This is a genomic window from Aeromicrobium sp. 9AM (genome assembly GCF_902506105.1).
Classification (GTDB): Bacteria; Actinomycetota; Actinomycetes; order Propionibacteriales; family Nocardioidaceae; genus Aeromicrobium.
In genome coordinates this window covers 257929-278305 of sequence record NZ_LR733303.1, presented here as the reverse complement: position 1 = coordinate 278305, position 20377 = coordinate 257929, and the positions used below count along the sequence as shown (strand labels likewise).

The 20377-nt window shown below is 61.6% G+C and carries 18 protein-coding genes; 7 read left to right on the top strand and 11 right to left on the bottom strand.

Annotation, left to right across the window (positions count from 1 at the left end):
- Window positions 1-214 precede the first annotated feature (214 nt).
- Together BOSE46_RS01380 and BOSE46_RS01375 are read right to left on the bottom strand one after the other, a co-directional pair.
- Window positions 215-1291 carry a DUF4062 domain-containing protein gene (locus BOSE46_RS01380; RefSeq protein WP_159537547.1) on the bottom strand — a complete coding sequence of 359 codons (1077 nt, stop codon included), beginning with the start codon at window positions 1289-1291 and terminating at the stop codon, window positions 215-217.
- Window positions 1292-1851: 560 nt separating this feature from the next.
- Window positions 1852-3456: a tetratricopeptide repeat protein gene (locus BOSE46_RS01375; protein ID WP_159537545.1), complete on the bottom strand. Its 1605-nt coding sequence runs from the start codon at window positions 3454-3456 to the stop codon at window positions 1852-1854.
- A 317-nt stretch (window positions 3457-3773) separates the two neighbouring features.
- Between BOSE46_RS01375 and BOSE46_RS01370 the strand changes: the two genes are divergently transcribed.
- Window positions 3774-4499, top strand: coding sequence for a hypothetical protein (locus BOSE46_RS01370; protein ID WP_159537543.1), 726 nt, complete (start codon window positions 3774-3776; stop codon window positions 4497-4499).
- A 790-nt stretch (window positions 4500-5289) separates the two neighbouring features.
- Here BOSE46_RS01370 and BOSE46_RS01365 read toward each other — a convergent pair.
- Genes BOSE46_RS01365 through BOSE46_RS01345 form a run of 5 tightly spaced genes read right to left on the bottom strand, consistent with a single transcriptional unit; the run spans window position 5290 to window position 9931 of the window.
- On the bottom strand, window positions 5290-6255 hold the full coding sequence (locus tag BOSE46_RS01365; RefSeq protein WP_159537541.1) for an IS481 family transposase: 966 nt from the start codon (window positions 6253-6255) through the stop codon (window positions 5290-5292).
- Between the two features lie 40 nt (window positions 6256-6295).
- Window positions 6296-6850 (bottom strand): hypothetical protein, encoded by a 555-nt coding sequence (locus BOSE46_RS01360; protein ID WP_159537539.1) that lies wholly within the window; start codon window positions 6848-6850, stop codon window positions 6296-6298.
- Window positions 6851-7612, bottom strand: coding sequence for a hypothetical protein (locus BOSE46_RS01355; protein ID WP_159537537.1), 762 nt, complete (start codon window positions 7610-7612; stop codon window positions 6851-6853).
- Window positions 7613-7630: 18 nt separating this feature from the next.
- The gene (locus BOSE46_RS01350; protein ID WP_159537535.1) at window positions 7631-9541 is read right to left on the bottom strand and encodes a hypothetical protein; all 1911 of its coding nucleotides are present in this window, start codon (window positions 9539-9541) and stop codon (window positions 7631-7633) included.
- Window positions 9542-9592: 51 nt separating this feature from the next.
- The gene (locus BOSE46_RS01345; protein ID WP_159537533.1) at window positions 9593-9931 is read right to left on the bottom strand and encodes a hypothetical protein; all 339 of its coding nucleotides are present in this window, start codon (window positions 9929-9931) and stop codon (window positions 9593-9595) included.
- 646 nt (window positions 9932-10577) lie between these two features.
- Between BOSE46_RS01345 and BOSE46_RS01340 the strand changes: the two genes are divergently transcribed.
- The 5 genes from BOSE46_RS01340 to BOSE46_RS01320 all read left to right on the top strand — a co-directional run bounded on the left by BOSE46_RS01340 (window position 10578) and on the right by BOSE46_RS01320 (window position 15087).
- Complete coding sequence (locus BOSE46_RS01340) at window positions 10578-11489, top strand: hypothetical protein (RefSeq protein WP_159537531.1); 912 nt, start codon at window positions 10578-10580, stop codon at window positions 11487-11489.
- 93 nt (window positions 11490-11582) lie between these two features.
- Window positions 11583-12329, top strand: coding sequence for a hypothetical protein (locus BOSE46_RS01335; RefSeq protein WP_159537529.1), 747 nt, complete (start codon window positions 11583-11585; stop codon window positions 12327-12329).
- Window positions 12330-12573: 244 nt separating this feature from the next.
- On the top strand, window positions 12574-13797 hold the full coding sequence (locus BOSE46_RS01330) for an IS110 family transposase (RefSeq protein ID WP_159537527.1): 1224 nt from the start codon (window positions 12574-12576) through the stop codon (window positions 13795-13797).
- A 96-nt stretch (window positions 13798-13893) separates the two neighbouring features.
- Complete coding sequence (locus BOSE46_RS01325; protein WP_159537525.1) at window positions 13894-14403, top strand: hypothetical protein; 510 nt, start codon at window positions 13894-13896, stop codon at window positions 14401-14403.
- Between the two features lie 69 nt (window positions 14404-14472).
- On the top strand, window positions 14473-15087 hold the full coding sequence (locus BOSE46_RS01320; RefSeq protein ID WP_159537523.1) for a hypothetical protein: 615 nt from the start codon (window positions 14473-14475) through the stop codon (window positions 15085-15087).
- 82 nt (window positions 15088-15169) lie between these two features.
- Here BOSE46_RS01320 and BOSE46_RS01315 read toward each other — a convergent pair whose 3' ends face one another.
- The 4 genes from BOSE46_RS01315 to BOSE46_RS01300 all read right to left on the bottom strand — a co-directional run bounded on the left by BOSE46_RS01315 (window position 15170) and on the right by BOSE46_RS01300 (window position 19983).
- Entirely contained in the window at window positions 15170-15982 is an 813-nt protein-coding gene (locus tag BOSE46_RS01315; RefSeq protein WP_201299467.1) for a TIGR02391 family protein, read from the bottom strand.
- Window positions 15983-16218: 236 nt separating this feature from the next.
- A complete protein-coding gene (locus BOSE46_RS01310; RefSeq protein WP_159537521.1) occupies window positions 16219-16908 on the bottom strand; it encodes a hypothetical protein in 690 nt (229 codons plus the stop codon).
- Window positions 16909-17456: 548 nt separating this feature from the next.
- Window positions 17457-19103, bottom strand: a complete 1647-nt coding sequence (locus BOSE46_RS01305; RefSeq protein WP_159537519.1) for a hypothetical protein — start codon at window positions 19101-19103, stop codon at window positions 17457-17459.
- A 445-nt stretch (window positions 19104-19548) separates the two neighbouring features.
- Window positions 19549-19983 (bottom strand): hypothetical protein, encoded by a 435-nt coding sequence (locus BOSE46_RS01300; protein WP_159537517.1) that lies wholly within the window; start codon window positions 19981-19983, stop codon window positions 19549-19551.
- 211 nt (window positions 19984-20194) lie between these two features.
- Between BOSE46_RS01300 and BOSE46_RS01295 the strand changes: the two genes are divergently transcribed.
- A complete protein-coding gene (locus BOSE46_RS01295; RefSeq protein ID WP_159537515.1) occupies window positions 20195-20374 on the top strand; it encodes a DUF1508 domain-containing protein in 180 nt (59 codons plus the stop codon).
- Window positions 20375-20377 lie beyond the last annotated feature (3 nt).

Sequence of the window (20377 nt, the reverse complement as noted above, 5' to 3'; positions counted from 1 at the left end):
GATGCGCCCTTTTACAACAACCTCCGGCGATCGCCGGCGGTGACCCAGCGGCCGTCATTTTCCGTACCTTCGCCAGCTCATACGATTTGGACCGGATGAACTGGCCTGGGGCTCGCCGCGGCGCGTCACTGGCGGCGAATCTGACGCGGTCGTGCGATGAAATGACGCTGCTGACCGAAGGCTCGACCATCTCGCCGAACGGGGCGTCGGGGCGTCAGCTCTGGACCGGCGTCTCAGCCACCTCCGGCCCAGCAGTGTCCCGCCTGATCGCGGTCAACTTAACTAAATAGGCGTCCCCAGCGGGAGTCAACTTCCAGTAGACCGCCTTGTCCGCCGGGGTTCGTTTCCTAGCTCCGTTTGTGATGATGCCGAGTGCTCGCAACTGCACCACAACAATGCCCCACGAATCTGCTTGGACGTGGACCGTGAGGTTCTCCGTTCCTCTCCAGCCTCCGTCTTCAATTTCGTGCAACGCTCGGGTAGCGAGTTGCTCGAAAGTCGACTTAAGGAGCGATTCAGGTGCCTCATCCAACATAAGGGGACCTAATCCACCAACGATTTCATCCCAGGTGAACTCCAGCTCGATGGCTTGCGTCTTGAAGTCATAGCCGCTCCAGTACCGTGCGTCGAACTGCAAAGCTACGGCGTCCTCACCGTGCTCAAACGTCTCATCGACTTCGGAAGCCCCTTCGTTCTGAGCTTGCTGCAGTCGCTCCTTTTGCGCTTCGGCCAGAGCCGCACGAAGCTCTGCGATCGCGGTCCGTGTCGCTTCCGTCATAGCTTGGTCGCCCCGAACCCAACCGGGGCGATCGTGCTGCTTCATTGCCCGGATCAAGCCACGTGACACGACCGACGCCAGTTCGTCCGCGGTCCTGTACTCCTTCACCATCCGCGACCTGACCTTCGTACGAAACGCCTCAAGCCGTTCACGAGCTTCCTCGTCTATGTCCGACATCCCGACAGGGATGGAGGCGGGATCGGCGTGGACGAATCCGAGCACTGGGATACCGCACTCCACAGCGAAGTCATATTCCTTCTCGGTATAACTCACCCCCTCCGGCGTAACCGAGCCGTATCGACCGCCCACGATGACCACGTAGTAATCGCTGAGTCGAATGACCTCTTGGATAAGCGACCACTGGTCCTCATTTGCGGCCGGGAACATCTCCATGCCGGCGGGGAAGCAGTCGAGTTCAAGCAACGCCTGGATGACGGCGCGACGCTCCTCGACCAAGTCCAAGTACGTTGAACTGACGAAGACCTGGTGCCGAGTTTCGTGCGCTTGACCCATAGCGGAGACTCTATCGACGAGCTGAGACCACTGACGGTCAACGGAGGACACGCGCCGCGCCCTGTACCACGTCATGTTCTGACGAGCGCGGATGCACCTAGCCTATATATGGCCCCGGATACAAAGGGTGATCGAGCGGTCGCCGCGCGGAGGTCCTGAACGTCGCCACCCGATCCTGCCGCATCAAGCAAACACTGCGGCGTCGCGCGCATTCGGCACAGTCCCAAATCCAACCCAACCCCGGACAAAAGCGCTACCGCGTGCGCCCCGAATGGAACATGTAACCCGGCGAGCGAGCCACACCAGGTCGAAGGCGGCGCCCGCCGCAGGCGCTCTGGTTCCGACACACCATCACCACACATGGCACCGCTACTTGCCGACCGAAAGAAGGAACAACTCATGACGAAGAACCGCAACTTCAAGGTCGAGGTTCGGGCCAGAATGGCCATGACCGGAGAGAAATACACAGTCGCACGTCGGGCAGTGTTGCTGGAGCGCCCCGCCGACCCAACACCCCCGCCAGAGGTCACAGCGTCGCCGCGACCCGGCGATGCACCTATTCAGTGACCCGCCCGGGTGAGGGAGGACGGGCTCGTGCGAGCTTGCGCTATCGAGCGCTGGGAGCAGTCTTCGACGAATTGGCGCGCATCCCTGAGTTCGTGTGCGTCCACCTCCTCGAACTCCTCCAGTACCTCGGCCACAATTTCGGGCGACTCTGCCAGGGCGTCAGCAACCACGCCGCGGAGCGGCTCTTCGTCCGGGAACGACGCCACCTGGCAGGTGAGTAGAAACCATGCCAAGCCTGATTGCCCTAAGTAGGCGCTGGCCATGATGGTGCTCAGTCTTGTGCCGCGGCGAACATCATGGGCGAGGACGCTCCAGGACACGACGTCCAGCGCATCCGTCCTCCGCAGGTGACGCTTGGCCGCATGGATTGTGTCGTCGCTGACAGTGACGGTGATGTCTTCGCGACGCCAGCGGCGCTTTTGTCGCTCGAGACCGAACTGTTCGATAACTTCGTAGAGTATGGCTTTGCGGAACATGTCCTGCCATTCGTTGGGGCCTTGCGCTATGACGTCTTCGCACATGCGCTGAGCTTCGGCGTACTCCCCCGCGAACATGAGGGCCTCGCACATCTGCGACCCAATGTCTTGGACGGTTGCGCCAAGGCGTTGTGCTGTTCTGTAGTGCTCGACTGCAGCCTCAAAGCGTCCCCCGTGCCAATCGATTCCGCCGAGGACCCGGTACGGACGCCACGTCTTCCCGTACCCGTCCGGGTCATCTGAGATGCGCTTTCGCTCAAGCTGAGCCAGAGACTCGGGCTGCCAGATGGCGCGGATCTGCTGAGTATTCAGGCCGACCGCGTGGGCCCGCCGTACCTGCTCGAGTTCGGACTTGCTCAGACCGACAACGGGCAACTCGGCAGCCTTTTGAAAGTTGCCTGGAATTGCGAGAAGTTCGGACATCACATGCGACGGTGCGCACTGTCGCGGAAAGCTTTCCGGCGCAGACGGAGGCCAGATCCGTTTGGCGTAACCGGATGAGTCCATCTGCTCCTCAACCGCATCCAGCAGCTGGGAGTTTGGTTGTGGGGCGACAACGAGAAAGAAGGCCAGTTCGTTGTATGCGAGGAAACCGAACCCTGCGTTGTCGATTTCTGTGGTCACGTCTGGAACTTGCTCCAGCGGCTTCAGGAGAGTCGTCTGCAGTCCCATTGCTACACGAGCTGAGGATGCGTCGGAATGCACAATCCAGACCCGCGTTCGGGCCAAAGGGGCGGGGGCGTCAGCCATGGTTCGTCGCTCCCCGGCCGTAAAGGGCCCCTTGTCTTGCTTGTGAATTAGCGCGTACCCCATCCAGGACTTCGTCGCCCATGTCGTTAGCGCAGTCTGTGCATCTTGATCGAGACGAAATGGCCAACCCGCGACGGACCAAGGGCCAAGGAGCTTCTTGACGTCGTCCTCGAGCCGCTTCATCCACCCACCGTTGCATTCGCGACAAACGTCGATGGTCACGTGAGGGAGCAGTTCCGCGACGCGAACGATGTCGCGCTCCACCAACTGATATTTCCCGCGTTCGTCGGTCTGAAGACCACCGACGGCAACGGGAATTCGCCGCCCTGTCGCGCCCCTGAGCAGTTGCTGTGCGCCCACCGACTTCCGCATCCACTGAGCCCACACATGCTCGCGATTCTTGGCACCCGCACCGCCACAAAAGGGACAGCGAAACGGAGTTCGAGACGACATTTCGCTAGCGTAACGACTCGCAAACGGTCGACGTCTGACCTGTGGAACGCGGCAAACCGTTCTGCGCCGCACGGGAAGCAAGGCTCGACCTAAGTGGCTGTGTCGGCCGGGCCAAGCGCGCGGTCTGTTGAGTCCGGTGACAGGAGCCAACCCGGGAGCGATCATCCGGTTAGCGATACGTGCCTTCTCAACGCGAGTAGTCTGCGGTTTCAGGGGACGAGCAATCGGAGACGAAGATGGCCGATTTCACAGTTGATGTGCAACCTCCCACCCTCGCGCTTGAGGTGGGGCAAACAAGAAGTTTCATCGCGAAGCCTTCACTTGATGGTGACGCAACCTACGAGTGGCACTTCGAAGACGGACCCATTCCTGGCGAGACAAAGAGCCAACTTCGGGTCGTCGGCAAACCAGACGCAGTCGGCTGGTACTCGGCCCGGGTAAGTGTTGGGGAGAAGGTCGTCTCGTCCGAGCGAGTTGAAGTATCCCTGGAGCCGGTCGAAACCCCCATCCAGTGGCCAACGAAGTTCGCGAGGATTCTCGCCGGCGTTCTCGCCGGAGCCGGCGCATTCCTTGCCCTCCCCGCTTGGATTTATGCCGTTCGCGGCAACGGCGATGGAACCACCGAACGCGTCATTGCCGGCCTGCTCTTCACTGCCGGGGTCCTTATTCTCGCGGCAGCGGCGTACGTCCTCATCGTGGACTACCGCGGTCACTCACTCAGCGGCGTGCCTGGCGTGTCACGCCGGTCGGCAGTGGCCGATCCGGCAGACGTGATCGATGCGATCAAGGGGCTCTTTGCTGAGTTCGGGAAAGCAACACGTGGTGCCATAGCCCTGCTGATTGCTGGTTTGGTGTTGTGCGCGCTGGCCGCATGGGTCGCGCGCGATGATGACGCTGCCAAGACCCCGCCAAACACACCAACCACCTCGACCCCGGCGACGCCGACCCCTTCGCCAACCTGACGGTGCTCGATAAACGCCCTAGAGGATCGTGCGGATGAAGCAATTCAGGAGTTCAGTCGAGTTGCTGCGAGAGCCTGAGCCAATCTTGGTCACGCTGCAGCGCGGGACCTGCATGTTGGCCACTACATCGAATCCTTATGTTTGGCCCATCCCAGCGTTCATCTGTTACGCCATCCTTGCCTCGTGGCTCCCGCGCGCCGCTCCCGTCGGCATGCTCGTCACGTTTCACAATTTCGCTGGCAACCAGAACACCCCGCCTTTCCGCGAAGTGCACACTGTCTTCGCTGCACCAGATTTTCGGGGACCGCAGGAAAGCGGGACGCCGTCGGCGCCGGTCGTAGTTGGGAGCTGGTTGTTCGAGACCGGGCGCCTCACCCGACATTCCCCCGATCGAACAGATGCGGGCGAAACATGGGCCGTATCGGTAGGTGGCGAACTGCCACGCCGACAACAACTTGGCTCGGCTATCGACAGTGAGACTGACGGCGAAGCAGCCCTTGCCGTACTGAATCATTTCCCGTGGCGCTCCAAAATTTGAGGGCGGTTACACCTTCGGCCTGATACCTGGATAGCTTGCGCCGAACGATGTGCATCCGGAGTCGCAAGTCTCTATTGGTCCCGTGGCGTTGGCTTGACGCGCGCCAACAACCATCTGAACTCGCCGTGGACACCCTCAAGGTCCCCGTACTTTTGCCACGCGAGCGGGTAGTGACCAGCAAGGTGCCTCGTGTTGGCCGGGTAAGTCCCCGTAGCCCATTCCAAGGTCCCGACGAGTTCTAGATGTACTCGGCTAGGACGTTGGTGACACACGGCTGATCGGTGGTTGTCCTCCGAGGGCTGAGTGGCGTCGTCGATTGTTGTAGTGCTCGAGCCAGGGCGCAAGTGCGGCGGCGCGTTCGTCGTTTGAGTAGAAGATCTGCCGGTATGCCCACTCCGCCTGGAGAGTTCGGTTGAGCCTTTCGACTTTGCCGTTCTGCCAGGGGCAGTGGGCTTTGATGAAGATGTGCTCGGCGCCGAGCAGCTCGACAGCATCTCGCACGTCGTTCGATCGTTTGTAACTCAAGTGGTTGTCGGTCATCACCTGACGGATTCGGGTGATCCCGCGGGCGGCGAGATAGTTCGCTGCTCTGAGCAGGAACGCTGCGCAGGTTGGGCCCTTCTCGTCGGGCAGGATTTCTGAGTAGGCCAGCCGTGTGTGGTCGTCGACGAGCGAGTGGACGTAGTCGAAACCGATGCCGCGTTCGCGAACCCCTTCGCTTCGCCCGTGCGCTTTCCAACCTCCACCGATCGGGATGCGGCCGATCTTCTTGACGTCCATGTGGACCAGATCGCCCGGAGACTCCCGCTCGTAACGGACCGCGGTCTGCTTCGAGGACCGGATCACTTCACCGGTCAGCGGATCACACTCACGCAAAAACGGGACTTGGTGACGACGCAAGATCGATGACACGGTCCGCGCTGGCAGGCCGATCTCGGGCCCGATCCAATCGGGCCCGCGGCGATGCTTGGCCCGCATCGCCAGCACCACCACCTCGGCCTGCGGAGACGTCCGAGACGGTGATCGGTGCGGACGCGACGACCGGTCCTGCAAACCGGCCGGCCCCTCGGCCTTGAACCGGTTGATCCAACGATGAGCGCACTGCCTGGAGATCCCCAGCTCCTTCGCGACATGCGCGACCGGACGACCGTGGTCGAGGACTCGAGAAACGATCAACAGGCGACCGCGGACATTCAAACGGGCATTACGGTGAGACATGAGGACCTCCTGGGCCTCTGGGCGACTTAGACATCACCCACTAAGCCCGGAGGTCCTCACATTTCACAAGACCCGAACTGTCACCAACGTCTCCGCCGAGTACATCTAGACCTTCGTGAATTCGGAACGCGTGGTCTCTTGTCGGCCTACTCGAGCGTGGTCGATTCCACAGCGCGGCGTCGTTCGTCAGAAGAATGGCCAAGCCGTTGGTGCTCGGCGAAGCCGCACAGAAACGCTCCAACCTATCAAAGACAAAGTTGCGTCGAGCGAGATCCGGTGCGCCGTGGTGGCGCAAATGAAAGGTTTCGCCCGTAGCAGCGTCCACCCCGTCCCATGCGGCAGTGACGTACTTGAACTCAATCGCTGTTCTGCTGGCAGCGTCGAAACACAACAGGTCCAGATATTCGGCGTTCGTCTGACGTACCTCAAGTCTGACCTGCATCGACGGGTCGAGATCGTGGATCACCTGAGCGAACGCGTGCTGAAAGTCCGCCTCCGAGTGAAAGACCGCGCGTCGAGAGCGCAGTGCGGTGATGACCGAGTGTGCGTTGAGCCGGTGAGCTAAATCGAGGTCGAGCCTGGGGTCGTCCATCATCTAGTCAGACTCAAAGATCGGCGCGTCTGAAAGGTCAGCGTCGATGTTCAAAACCTTCGCTCTTCCAGTCATCTGCGCCAGAAGGACTGCGGCGTTCTCGGCCATTCGCCTCGCAGATGTCCAGCGCAAGTCCATCTGGGCGCCGCCGACGCCGAGTGAAGCGGACGATGCGATGGACAAGGTGACTGACCCGCCGTGCGACAAATGTGAGACGAGTTCCTTGTGGATGCGTCGGCTCGTCCGCTGTCTGGATCGATCCGTCTTGGCATTTCGATAGTTCCCTACTCGTTTGGCAAGATCTATTGACTCCCCTATGTAGATGGATGGCAAGGAGTCGCCGCTCAACGGCTCGAAGTCAAAGCGGTACAGGCCTGGCACGTGCGGAAGGGCTGGGAAGCATGGAATGCCAGCCGGGTCGAGTGTCACACTGCCAGCTGTTCGCCAGGAGAATGAGACGGTGGCGGCGACCGTGTCCAACACTGGCAATGAAAGTTCGTCGAATGCCTGATGACCACTCGAGGCACGCTGACCGTCTTGTCCGATCAAGAACCCGAGCTTCGCTAGCTGGCGCCGCGCGGTCTGGGATTGGAACTGTGGTCGATCGGGCTGTAACGCGATGGCGAGCGCTTGCTTGACGGGCCAACGAACGCCTTCGACCTCTACCCAATGCGTCTGCACTGGACCTGGTGTTCTCCCTCGAAGGCTCGCGCAAATGTCCTCCGCCGTGAGGTCAAACTCCATGCCGTCTACAACGAACCGCATGAGGCATCCTTTCCTGACTTAAAGGTCTTCATTCTCCAAGTCGTCTGGGGTTCGGGCCGATCCGTAGACGCCGAGGAGCAGTAGGCGCTGTTGGAATGCAACTACCTCTGACAGCAATGACGCGACGAATTCCGGCGGAAGTCCAAGCGTTTCAACGAGGGGCGTGCCGTCCTCGTTTTTCGGGTCATCCAATTTCTTGAGTGCCTCGCGGGTGCCCTTGAGGCTGAGCGCCAAAGAGTTCTGGCGCTTTAGGAGTGTGGCCGCTGGACTAGCTAGAGGCTCTTCGTCGGTTTCAGGCTCGTCGGACTTGAGTTGCCAGGTCTGTCGAATCCACGCACTGTCGAGGAGCACGGGTTCGCCGTTGGCGGCGACTACTGTTCCACCCGCTGCGTCGATGCGCCTGGGCGCTTGCCCCGACCTGCCGTCGTGAATGACGGCGATGAGTTGCCGCACACCGTGCTCGTCGTTGACCATGAGTGACAAAACGGCGGTGATGTCTCGCCGGTCCTCTTGCCCGCCGCGTGTCTGGCGCGCGATGACACGGTGCCTAGCCAACCAATAGGAGGCGAGCGCTAGGACGCGACGAATGTGTGGTCCAGGACCGCCGACTGTTTCGAGTTCCGCAACAGCGTCAGCGGCAAAACCAGTGTCTTTCGCGAGGTCGGCTCGTGGTTGAACCGTCCAACCGGACTGAAGCTCGTCCATCTGGTAGATCGCAGTCAACAACGCTCGGGTCGATGTGATCTGCGAATCGGTCAGTGAGCTGCGGAATGAGCGAATTGTCCCTTCCGCTACGAGCTCGGCACGCATCCGTGGCGTCACCTTTGACTTTGACGTCAGGGCCCGCAGCGCTTGGCTTGTGATGCTGTCTCGTTTGCCGAGCTGCTTGAGCAGGTAAGCCGCTCTAACATCCGGGTCAGTTCGAAACCCAGCGTTCCTTGTTTCCTCAGCATCCAGGTGTGCGCCCAGCCACGCTGCTTCGGCTGGCTCGATCCGGCCGGCACTCTCAAGTGCGCGCAAAGCTACATCGAGTTGGACGTCCAGGCGGTTGGATGTGCTCCATGGTCGCGGCGGGTCCACGTGGAGTGTGCCGAGGCGAGAGTAGATCGCGTCGGCCAGGGTGCTTGCCGAATCGTCTCGGACAAATCCCACGATTATTGACGCGGGCGCGGCGATGACCCGCAATTGCGAGATCTCTTCGTCGGAAAGGGCGTCGAGAGACCGCCCGGCGAGCGTCAATACGTTGCCAACCCGTTGACGGAGGGCGCGCTCGTTCGGGGCCAACCGCAACAAGACCTCAGACGGTTCAACGTCCAGATGCGCGTACGCTGCCGTGAGTCGCGAACTGCCGTCCACGGTGGAAAGGACAGCGGTGTCAGCTTTCGACTCAGTCCACTCTTCGGAGTCGGGGCTCGCGACGACCAGTGGCAGCAGAAGCATGGGTTGGCGGATGCCAAGCAGGCCGACGGACTCCTGAAGGTTGTTCGTGGCTCGCAAGTACTCCGTTTGCGCGTCGAGGGCGCTGATGAGATCGACCGTGGGCATCGGCGGAATGACGAGTTCGCAGGCTGCGTCGTCCAGAGCCGGCACCAGGTCGGGCAACGGCGCCTTGCGGTCTTCGCGATCTTCAGCAGGATATGCATAGGTCGTGGAGGTGCGAGGGTTCACCGGGTACGGGATCAGCGCCGGTGTCCACACGTCCACGTGCACGACCTCGAGATAGCCACCTTCGACGCGCATGCGTCCAGGTTCATCGAGCTGTCGCCTCGCGGCCGCTGGATCGCACACAGCCAGCGAGATCGCGTTGGCCGCGTGGGCGTGGTGGCCGCGTGTCATCAACGCGTCCTTGAACTTCCGGACGGCTGGCATTCGCGCCAGATCGGGAAGCGCCGGGATCTTGACCGGTGGGATCGTGGTGTCTTCAGACATGTGGGAAACTTTCATTCGCGTGGGCGATACCCGGGACCGGGCAGGGTGAGGTCACTTCTTGGTCCGAAGCCATGAGACGAGCCGCGGCAGCGACGTCAGGGTCCCGATAACGATCGTGTAGATCAGGGGCGGGACTTGGACCTGTCCGACAGTCAGCATGAGGGAGTCCGACACAGAGCCGTGACCGAGCAACATGAGGCAGAAGTCTGCGGCTGAGATCACGGTCGCAGACCAGACGGTGCACTCGAAAACGACGCGCAGCATCCGTACGCACGCGAGCAAGATCACGACGACCCCGTCGGCGAAGTTCTCGAAGGAGACTACGAAGCGTCCCCATCTGGGACCCAGGACGTGGTCGTCGAGGCACTCGTCGCGAGGGCAACGGTGCACAGCGCACAGCGCACTTGAGGGTGAGTCGAGACTGTTGAGGTTTGGCGATGTCATCGCGGCACCTCAGGTCGTGCAGCACACGACCCCCGCTGGGCGCTCGACATCTCGTCGGCGCTGGCGGTGGGCTGCGCGAATACTGGGTGGGGAGTTCACTAGGGCTCCTGACCTTGCCGAACACCGGCTCTTGTCGGTGTCGAGGTAGGTCGGCCTCGTGCTCCCCTCCAGGATCTCCATGCAAGATGCGTGGCGCAGCCTGTCGGAGTTGTCCTTCGGCTTCGACCGGGTTGAGCTTGGCGTGGAATGCGTCCCAGACCTTGCTCGGCCGACCTTGAGCGACCGTGGTGGCTCAGTGCGTCGTCCGGTTTCTGCAGAAAAGATCAACTGCCTTACGGTCAGTCTAGCAAAGCTGGGCGATCGCGGTGGGTGCTAGCGCGCCGACATGATCGCCGCAGTGCGCTCGAGCTCCGCTCGTAGTCGGACTCGACCCCGAGCCCGTCGGACTTGGCACGCGCGTGACCGACGATCGGATCGTTGCGTGTGTGTGCATCCCGCGACAGCCGTCAGGACAGATCGCGGCGTACCAACCAGCGCAACCGAGGGTCAAGAAGGATGACCGCAGCAGCGTTGGGTACGCGATGATGCCGAGGTGAACCGTGACGAAGCACTAGAAGTCTTGCAGCTCGATGCGAACCCGTCTGCGGACGAAATCCAAACCGCATTTCGCCGGTTTGTGGCCGAAGGGCATCCTGACCGAGGTGGCGATGCCAATTCTTTCAGCCGGGTTGTTGAAGCTCGCGACACGCTAGTCCAGTCGTCTACTGCTTTGGTTCCGATGAATCAGGTCCGTGAAATAGTTTTGGCTGCCACGAGGCCCATGGAGGAACAAGCAAGACGAACAGAGCTGCGAAACGAGACTAACGATGTTGTTCGCGGAGCTGTCCGGGTTCGTACGTCGGAAATAAGGCACCAGCAACGCAGGCTCGCAACCCTCACGTTCATGAGTGCGATGGTCGGCGCTGCGTCACAAGTTGGTCGTCTCGAGCCGTTCAAACAAACTGGTGTCTCTAACAGTCTTGGTGTCGCGTTCGCGGCGATCGCCCTTGCGTTGGGCCTCATGATCGCCCTCACCAACCAGAACAAGGCACAGATTCAGGCCGATATCGAAGACATTGCTGACACGATGAATGACAAGGCGGTTCTTGTCCGGACATTGCACGATGTGCTTGGGCCGGGGGCAACAGCACGACCTTGGTCCCCAGAGGAACTGCACGGCGCGGTTGGGAAATGGGTGCACGAGAGCGGGGAGTCTCGCCCGACTCCGATCCGGGGAGGCGTCTCTCAGCGCCTGCTCGGGCCGACGGGGCGTGCGAGGCCACTTCCGCACTTCGCGCGACGCATGGGTGTCAACGAGTTTGGTCGGCTGCTCCTGGCGAAAGCAAAGGAACGCGGCGTCGTGATCGAAAGCGAGAACTGGGACAACGACCACCTCAGTGTCTCGTACCAGTTCAATCGACCCTCGAAAGGCGAAGCAGAGGGCACAGCGCGTCAAAACAGCTAGACGTACTCCTAAGGCGGGGTCGGTGAGGCTTCCTTGCGTTCAAGCCTGCAGCTCCCCGGAGTCCCAGCGTTCGTTCTGCGGAAGACTGTGCCCATGGATCAGGGGACCTCACCTCACGACCAGCGGACAATCCTGGAGGAGTTGCTTGACCTTTGCGAGGGCAGCCTTGCGACATCCACCGATAGCGCAGTTGTAGCCGTCATTCACTCTTGGTTCGTCCAAACGATCGACAGCGTGAGAGGCGCTCTTATCGTGCATGACGCTGGGCTAGCCAGCACGACAAGCCCCCTGGTGCGTGCGGCGATCGAGTACGCAGTTGGGATGCACTGGCTCCGTCAGGTCTGGGACGCAGGCCTTGGTGGGCTGCACAACTCCCATAAGCGGTGGGCTAAGAACCTCAAGCGAGCACTCGCGACTGCCGAGGCGCAAGACCTGTATCCGGATGACCCAAAGTGGCCTGATGCGTGGGCTGAGCTCCTCGCTGAGATTGAAGCTAGACCTCCTGCGCCGCAGGTGAAAGGGGGCGGGAACATCGCAGAGCGGTTCGAAGTCACCGAGCTAGCCCACGTCTACGTAGCGTGGCTCAGTGAGACCTCCCTGAGCCACGCCACCCACGCCTCGGCGACGCCATACCTGGAGCAGATCCATGGTGGCTACAAGCTCTCCCGAACGCCCCATGCATCGCGCGATGAGTCCTTGGAAGGAAGGTGTTTTGTCGCGCTTGACATCGCGCTTCATGCGATCGCAGAGGCCTTCGACTCGGACCCACTGCGGACGACGCTGACGGATATCGAAGACCGCTTCGCAGCCACTTCCGCGGTCGGCATGGAAGAGGCATAATTGGCGCGGCCCCTTTTGCGGCTACTAGACGATTGCGGTAGGACCGGCGTCTGGCCAGACTCGGTCCAGGTGTCCGGCGGGAGGCTCTCCACGCGGCTGCCCACCGAGTGTTGGTGTGGCTCTCTTCCGGTCTGCAGTCCGTCGGGCACCGTGACGAGGCGTGGCTCGAAAGGGGACTGCCCAGCTCGTGGTAGCACTGCCCACCTCGCCGTCCTATCGGTACGAGGCAAGCAGGAGAACGCTTATGACGAAGGTGATCATCGGGGTCGATCCCCACAAGCTGTCGGCGACCATCGAGGTCATCGACCGACACGAGAAGCGGTTGGGTTCTGGCCGCTTCGGCACCGACCAGGCCGGCTACACCGCGATGCGAACCTACGCGAAGAACTGGCCCGACCGGATCTGGGCGATCGAGGGATCCAACGGCGCCGGCCGACCGTTGGCGCAACGTCTGCTCGAGGCCGGCGAGCATGTCGTGGACGTGCCAGCCAAGCTCGCCGCCAGGGTCCGGCTCTTCGACACCGGCCACAACCGCAAGACCGACGCCCGCGACGCGCACTCCATCGCTGTCGTCGCGGTCCGCACCAAGACCTTGCGGGTGCTGCGCGCCGACGGGGAGCTCGAAGCGTTGCGGATGCTGTGCGACCGGCGAGACGAACTGACCCGGCTGCGGGTCCAGACCGTCAACCGCCTCCAGCGGCTGCTGGCAGAACTGGTCCCCGGCACGACCAAGAAAGACCTCACAGCCCTGCAAGCCAAGGCAATCCTCGCGTCGGTGCGCCCCCGCGACATCGCCGGGAAGACCCGCCGCAAGATCGCGGCCGACGAGCTCGCCGACCTGATCGCGGTCGAGAAGAAGATGACCAAAGCCACCGCCGAACTCAAGGCCCTGGTCAAGGCCCGCGGGTCACGACTGATGGACCTGCACGGTGTCGGACCCGTGGTCGCTGCCCGCACTCTGGCCGACGTCGGCGACATCGCCCGGTTCGCCAATCGCAACAGGTTCGCGTCCTGGAACGGCACCGCACCCCTGGACGCCTCCTCCGGTGAACAGAACCGGCACCGGCTGTCGCGGGCCGGGAACCGGCGGATGAACCACATGATCCACATCGCCGCGATCAGCCAGATCCGCCTCGACACCGAAGGTCGGGCCTACTACCGGCGCAAGCTCTCCGCCGGCAAGACCAAGCTCGAGGCACTGCGCTGCCTCAAGCGCAGGATCTCCGACGCGCTCTACCGACAACTCCTCGCCGATGCCGAACGAGCAGCTCTGGCCACCGCGCCCGATAGCGCTGGCACGGGTCCGGGAGGGCACTGCGGGGCGTCTCAAGAATCCAGCGCGGTCGACCTGCCCCCGCACATCGACACTTCGGATCAGCCACTTCCCGGACCCGCACAACTGACGCTACAACCGCCGAGCACCGGCAGGAAAGCCCCGCCGAGGAAAGCACCCCAGACCACGGGTTGACAACAAAGGGGAGCCGGAAAGACGCACCGTCCTAGGAGCCGCGTCTGCCAGATCGGGCAACGAGGTTCTGACACCGGCGTGCGCCACGATCGTCACATGAGCCAGGCGACTCTCCTACTGTTGTCCGCAGCCGTTTCCGGCGTCGTGTCGTTCGGCGTCACGCGGGCGTCGACTCGGTACGACTACAAGCTCGCACGCCGCTCCCGCGCCGTTGAGCAACTGACACCTCACCTGTACGGACTCCAGGACCTAGTCGTAATGGCCGACTCCGGCATGGTTGCTGGTCGCGAGTTTTCGGACGCCATCTTGGGCTGGAACAAGGCCTGGAATACGTACAGCGTCGGGCTTCCGAGATCTTGGCGGTTCATCTACCGGGAGGCAAACGCAGCCGTAGGCGCGTTCGCTGGTCCACAAGTCTTCGCCGCTATTGATCGCAGAGTGTGGGATGAGCCTCTGGCCGAATACGACCCCGGCTGGCAGACGAAGGCCGAGTTCTACCTGAAGCACCTTGCGGCATGTGTCGCCCGGTGCGACGAGCGGCGGCCTCCTCAGCCGCAGAAGTTTGATACCTGGTTGAAGTCGCATGACGCCAGAAGGGCTGAATAAGAAGCAGAGCCGGCAGGCGGCGGGGTATATGCGCCTCAAGTGTCGGTGTGCCTGCGTACCTTGCAATCTATGGAGACTTGGATCGCAGTAGTTGCCGCATTGGCAGCGGCGGCTGCCGCAATTGCCACAGTTGTGTCCGGCCGCTTCGTCCGACAGCAGGTGCGGGAGATGAGGAGGCAGACAGATCTTCAACAAGCCATCGCGGAGGGCTCATCGTCGCCATATGTTTGGGCCGACGTTCGACTGCAATCCCGCAACGGCTGGAATTTGGAGTTTGTCATCGGGAATTCCGGTCCAACCGTCGCCACAAACGTACGAGTCACGATTGACCCGCCGTTACCAACCGATCACGAGGGCGCCTTCCTGGAGGCGATGCATCAACGCCTCCAGGAGGGCCTGTCGTCTCTCGCGCCAGGGCGCACGCTCCATTGGACGCTGGGGCCTTCACCGGACCTTGTGAACAGATCCGGATCCCTTGCCCACCGGGTCCGTATCGCGTGCGATGGTCCGTACGGGGCTGTGGCGGTGAGCGAGTACTCCATCGATATGGCTGATTTCCGCGAGTCTGTCGCCCGTCACGACGGCTCGTTTGTCGACGTGGCTCGCGAGATTGCCGCCCTTACGAAGAAGTTGCCGGAGCAGAGCAAACCTTTCCGCGTACGGCTCGACGGCGAACAGGACTGAAGCCGGCCGAAGACGTACCTATCGCCGAACGTCTGGATGCCCGGCACGGTCAGTCAGCGACATCATCCTTGAGAGGGTGGTCCTACCGGGCCACATCGGCGCGGTCCAGGCGCCGGTGCACGTACGAGAACAGCGCAAAGGCCTCGAAGAAGTCTTGCTTATCCTCGTCCGAACCGAGTCGAGTCGCGTGGGCGCGCGGGTTGCGATAGTGGCCGTGGATCCCGGTCAGCAGGGTCTTGAAGCCGCGATGCTCGCTCTTCTCGGACTCTGTTTGGAACGGTGTCATAGTGACTAGCGGCTCCGTGACCTTGCCACCGAATACCGCCGCGTAGAGGTCTTCGCCGTCTGTCCCGAGGCCGGCGTGTCGGCGCAGCCGGTCGGGGATCGACTTTGCGGCTTCCTGGATCGCGTGGAACAGCGACTTCCGAAGCAGTTCCTCGTCGCAATACGCAAGCAGAACCGGGTGGCAGGCGCGGCGCCGCAACTCGGCCACGAGCTCGCCCGACAGTTGCGCTGCTTCACCTAGGGTGGAGACCTTCGGCGCTCGCGCAAACTGTCCCTTGTCGTTAACGCGGAACCCGAACAGGATTAGAACCTCGTTGAGTTGACCCTGGAGCTGAGCGAATCGGCTCGGGTCGCTGACGTATCGCGAAGGGTGCATCGCCGCGTTGAGGAACACGATCAGCACGTTGCCGGCGTGCTGCGTGACCTGGGCGTTGTTGAGGGTGATGAGCAGGCGTGTGCGCTTGTTCGGCCCATCCTCCAACCCGAGCTTTGCGGCGCTTAGCACCCTCTCCAACTCCGAGGTGGATAGCGCCGGATAGTCCGTCGCGGCGACCACGTTGCACACCGCCTCGGTCATCGCAGTCGGGAACACCGCCAGTCGCTCGCCCACAACATCTCCTTGTCCGGCGGCATTGTCGCCATCACCGACAATCTGACCGCATACTTCTCTACCGCACTCAAGCGCGGTCCTTCTCCGTCGGGAAAATTGCCGCGCCGAGCATTCTCGCTGACGCCGGGCAGAACTGCTCTCCTAGAGTCTGCGTTCTCGTGCGACGACATGCGGCACCACGGAACGCAATGTCATGGAACCGCCCGCTTCGCGCACACTAGCCGTGTCACGAATTGCTACGAGGCGTTGATGAGCGTTTCTAGCCTCGCACTCAGCCCATCTTTCAAAGCCGCCAGGCCCTCCCGATTTGGGTAGTAGGTCAGCGCGCGAATCGACCTCAGATCGAACGGCACATGCTCCATGTTCTGAGTCGTCAGCACGACGTCGCGTCCAATCGTGTGCGCGATACCCGTCTCATAGAAGACGTTCGCGTTCCTATCAGTCAGATCAGCGACGACTACTCGAGCTGTCCAGATTAACTCAAGTACGTCATCCAGGATGTGCTCGTTCTTCCAGATGTCATCTGCACGTTGGCACCGCATCCCGGCGTCGGCTGACGCCTGACGCAACGTCTCGTACACCGGCGTGAACTTGGCCTCGAACGGCATCATGACCGCGACCAAGTCGTGCGACTGGAGCTTATGTGTGGGGAGACGGAATGCCTTCGGCCCCGGCATTGACGTGCCCGCCACCGTGCCCCACAACGCCGCGTACGCGTCGACGTCCTTTACTGCCCAATGGGTTCGATAGAACTCGAAGTCTTCAATGGCCCAGCGGTCTGCGTCCGCCAGCAGCTTCTCAAGGGGTAATGGGGACACGTTTGCGTCCGGTACGAACCGGAATCTGTAGCTAGCACCGTGCCGGGCGAGGTCCATGATTTGGCCCAGTCGAGCGAACTCCGGTTCACCTTGTCCGATCTCTGGCATCACCAAAGTCGGCAACCCCATTAGTACTGCAGGGTCTGGACCCCCATGCGGTGCGACATGCCCTCGGACACTGTCCGTGGTGTACTCGAACATCCGACTCGCGTGGGCAGTGCCTTCAGGGAAGCCAATCAGCAGGTTGTACATCGAGACTTGATCCCTCCAATACGGTCTGAGACATCGTCCCGCTTTCCCAGCCGAGTCCATGCTAGGGCGCGCGGAATGCTGGGGCTTGTAAACGATGCCGCCTTACTCGCGAGTTGGGGCAAGTCCAAGCACAGAATGCTGGGAGAGCAAGCGGCAACAGCGTCCGCTTCTCGGCGGATCCAAGCTGTTAGGTGCCTCGTCTTTCTGGGCGGTTCGACGTGCCTTCTCGACCCGCGAACCCTGCCAGACCTTCGGTCAACCAACCCACCACAGCAACCACCCACTACGTCCCACTCCTTGAACAACCCGCATCTGCGAATCACAGCTCAACCGGCTCGACCGAAACTTAGACACCGGCCGTGGTCGCGACCACGATGGGTGGGTGGCTCTCGTGACTCGAGGTCTCAACTATCAGCTGTGCGATGCGAAGACTCTTCAACGAATTGCCGCACCTCGAGGAGGTCGTCATCAGCCGATTCATCGAATAGCCGCAGCAACTCGGCTACCACCGTCGCAGAGTCCGCCAGTCCTTCAGATACCGCGTCACGTAGGGGTTCCCCGGGCGAAAGTGGCACCACTTCGCAACTGAGCCCGAACCACGGCATTACTGAATCACCCAAGTAGGCGCTCGCCATGACGGTGCTCAATCTGGTGTCTGGGCGCACATCGTGGGCGAGAACGCTCCACGACACGACGTCCAATGCATCTGACCTGCGCAAATAGCGCTTGGCTACACGAATTGCCTCGTCGCTGACAGTCATCGTCACGTCTTCTCGACGCCGCCGGCGCTTTTGTCGCTTCAGTCCGAGTTCTTCGACGACTTCATAAAGAATGGCGTCGCGGAAGACATCCCGCCATTCATTGCGGCCCTCAGACATCACCTCATCGCACACGCGCTGAGCTTTCGCGAACTCTCCGGCGAACATCAGCGCGTCGCAAAGTTGTGAGCCGATGTCTTGAACGGTTGCACCAAAACGTTGCGCGGTTCGGTAGTGCTCGACTGCGGCCTCGAAGCGTCCGCCGTGCCATTCAATGCCGCCCAGAACCTTGTACGGCCGCCACGTCTTGGCGTACCCATCAGGGTCATCCGAGATGCGCTTTCGTTCGAGTCGAGCCAGAGACTCGGGTTGCCAAACGGCGCGGATCTGGAAAGCGTCAGCACCGGCCTCGTACGCCCGACGCACATCTTCGAGTTCTGTTTTGCCCAGACCTACAACGGGCAAGCCTGTAGCCCGGTGAAAGTTGCCCGGGATCGCGAGAAGGTCGGACATGACGGGCGCCGGCGCGCAGTGCTGGGGAAAACTTGTCGGAGCAGACGCAGGCCAAATTCGTTTCGCGAAACCATTGGAGTCCATGTCCTCCTCAACGAAATCGAGCAGTGGGGACTTCGGCTCTGGCGCGATGGCCATGAAAAAGGCCAGTTCGTTGTATGCGAGGAAGCCAAATCCTGCATTGTCCATTTCTGTTGTGACGTCTGGAACCTCATCCGACGGCTTCATAAGAGTTGGGTGTAGCCCCATTCCTACCCACGCTGTCGGCGCGTCAGAATGCACCACCCAGATCCGCGTTCGCGCAAGGGGCCCAGGTTCGCTGACCATGGCCCGTCGCTCATCACTCGTGAACGGCCCTTCGTCTCGCTGGTGGATCAGCGCGTAAGCCATCCAGGACTTCGTAGCCCACACGGCTAGTGCGGTTTGCGCATCTTGGTCAAGCTGAATAGGCCAACCCGCCGCGGACCAGGGGCCCATCAACGTCTTGGCATCGTCCTCAAGCCGCTTCATCCAACCGCCATTGCAGCCTAGACAAACGTCGATGGTGACGTGAGGCAGCAGTTCGGCGACTCGAACGATGTCGCGCTCTACGAGTTGATACTTCCCGCGTTCGTCTATCTGCAGGTCACCTACAGCAACCGGCACGCGCCGCCCTGTTGCGCCCTTGAGCAGTTGTTGGGCACCTACCGACTTCCGCATCCACTGAGCCCATACGTGCTCGCGGGTCTTGACGCCCGCCTCGCCACAAAAGGGACAGCGAAACGGGGTTCGAGAGGACATCTTGTCAGCGTAACGACCGCCAAACGCAAGGGTTCAGACTCGCCAGGCCACGCACCAGTTCTGCGATGCGCAAGGAGCGCGCCACAGTCAGCGTCAATCGTGGCGTAACGGCGACGGGCCGGGACAGTTCCGGTCCATGAGCACCTTGCCGCAGGCACGTCCCGCCGGACGCGAGCCCCAGCCCCTTTTCACCTGTCCAGAACTTGCAGACGCGGTCCAACAGCTCCTCGCGGAATCACCTGTCGATGAGGACGAATTCGGGGACACCACATTCACGTTCTCTCCGAGAAGCATCTGACCGACACCGAGCGCCGGCAAGCCACCCAACGACGCGCCTCAGGCGCATCTTCGGTTCGTCAATACTCAGTTCGCCGCGAGTCGGGCCATCGAGAGTCGCCCCAGCTCGGCGGTCGCGAGCTGGGGCGTCGCGCCAATCTGGCCAGGGTCACAACAGGATTTCCGACCCTTCAGTGAACACCGAAACACCATCAGCAGGTGCCGGGTAAAAGTTGTAGCCCCAGTCGCACAGGAACTGCAAGTCCCAAAACCACTCAGAGATGGCAGACATGACCTCTCGCGGATTGTCGTTGGTGGCAGCAATCCAGAAGAGTTCCCGACCTCGGTCCTCGGAGTCCCGGAACTCCGGCACCTCCAATGAGCGCGCCACAACTGGCCCCTCACCGCTCGGTGGAAGGCTGACATGTGTGGCGTCGAATACGCCCGTTTGCACGTATTGCATGCTGAAGTGCGCGAGGCGGCGAAAGTCGATGACGTCGTCGTGGGTTGCAGCTTCGAGGAGCTCTTTGAACTTCACGAGCTGGTCCACTGGACCGGAAACTCGTACGGACATGGTGTAAATGGCGGTGTCCAGAACAGACATGGCGGGTCCTTGCGGGTAGGGGACGAGACTCCCCAGACGGTCCGGACCAGCTCGCAGACGTCAAGAGTCCGGGTGACGCGACCGTCCGGCAGGTTGGTCGGGCGTCTCCGTGCTGTTCGGAGACCGGGCTGAATGGTGGGGGCTCGTCAAAGTGGCGAGGTGCCGCTACGGTCGTCTCAAGCTTCACCGCGCTACCGCATGGGAGTTGAGCATGGCCGGAAAATTCGAGGTGTTCACCGACAGCGCCGGCAAGTTCCGGTTCCGTCTCAAAGCACGCAATGGCGAGGTTGTCGCCAGCAGCGAGGCGTACGAGTCGAAGTCTGCCGCCATTGGCGGCACCGAAGCGGTTCAGCGTGCTGCCGACGGTGCTTCGGTCGTAGACCTGACCTGAGGG

Excerpts from the sequence above, each read along its gene's own strand:
- BOSE46_RS01305 (WP_159537519.1), bottom strand. The coding sequence starts at position 19,103 with ATGTCCTCTCGAACCCCGTTTCGCTGTCCCTTTTGTGGCGAGGCGGGC.
- BOSE46_RS01330 (WP_159537527.1), top strand. The coding sequence starts at position 12,574 with ATGACGAAGGTGATCATCGGGGTCGATCCCCACAAGCTGTCGGCGACC.
- BOSE46_RS01355 (WP_159537537.1), bottom strand. The coding sequence starts at position 7,612 with ATGCGGTTCGTTGTAGACGGCATGGAGTTTGACCTCACGGCGGAGGAC.
- BOSE46_RS01335 (WP_159537529.1), top strand. The coding sequence starts at position 11,583 with ATGGATCAGGGGACCTCACCTCACGACCAGCGGACAATCCTGGAGGAG.
- BOSE46_RS01325 (WP_159537525.1), top strand. The coding sequence starts at position 13,894 with ATGAGCCAGGCGACTCTCCTACTGTTGTCCGCAGCCGTTTCCGGCGTC.
- BOSE46_RS01300 (WP_159537517.1), bottom strand. The coding sequence starts at position 19,983 with ATGTCTGTTCTGGACACCGCCATTTACACCATGTCCGTACGAGTTTCC.
- BOSE46_RS01365 (WP_159537541.1), bottom strand. The coding sequence starts at position 6,255 with ATGTCTCACCGTAATGCCCGTTTGAATGTCCGCGGTCGCCTGTTGATC.
- BOSE46_RS01320 (WP_159537523.1), top strand. The coding sequence starts at position 14,473 with ATGGAGACTTGGATCGCAGTAGTTGCCGCATTGGCAGCGGCGGCTGCC.
- BOSE46_RS01350 (WP_159537535.1), bottom strand. The coding sequence starts at position 9,541 with ATGTCTGAAGACACCACGATCCCACCGGTCAAGATCCCGGCGCTTCCC.
- BOSE46_RS01360 (WP_159537539.1), bottom strand. The coding sequence starts at position 6,850 with ATGATGGACGACCCCAGGCTCGACCTCGATTTAGCTCACCGGCTCAAC.
- BOSE46_RS01370 (WP_159537543.1), top strand. The coding sequence starts at position 3,774 with ATGGCCGATTTCACAGTTGATGTGCAACCTCCCACCCTCGCGCTTGAG.
- BOSE46_RS01295 (WP_159537515.1), top strand. The coding sequence starts at position 20,195 with ATGGCCGGAAAATTCGAGGTGTTCACCGACAGCGCCGGCAAGTTCCGG.
- BOSE46_RS01310 (WP_159537521.1), bottom strand. The coding sequence starts at position 16,908 with ATGCCAGAGATCGGACAAGGTGAACCGGAGTTCGCTCGACTGGGCCAA.
- BOSE46_RS01380 (WP_159537547.1), bottom strand. The coding sequence starts at position 1,291 with ATGGGTCAAGCGCACGAAACTCGGCACCAGGTCTTCGTCAGTTCAACG.
- BOSE46_RS01375 (WP_159537545.1), bottom strand. The coding sequence starts at position 3,456 with ATGCGGAAGTCGGTGGGCGCACAGCAACTGCTCAGGGGCGCGACAGGG.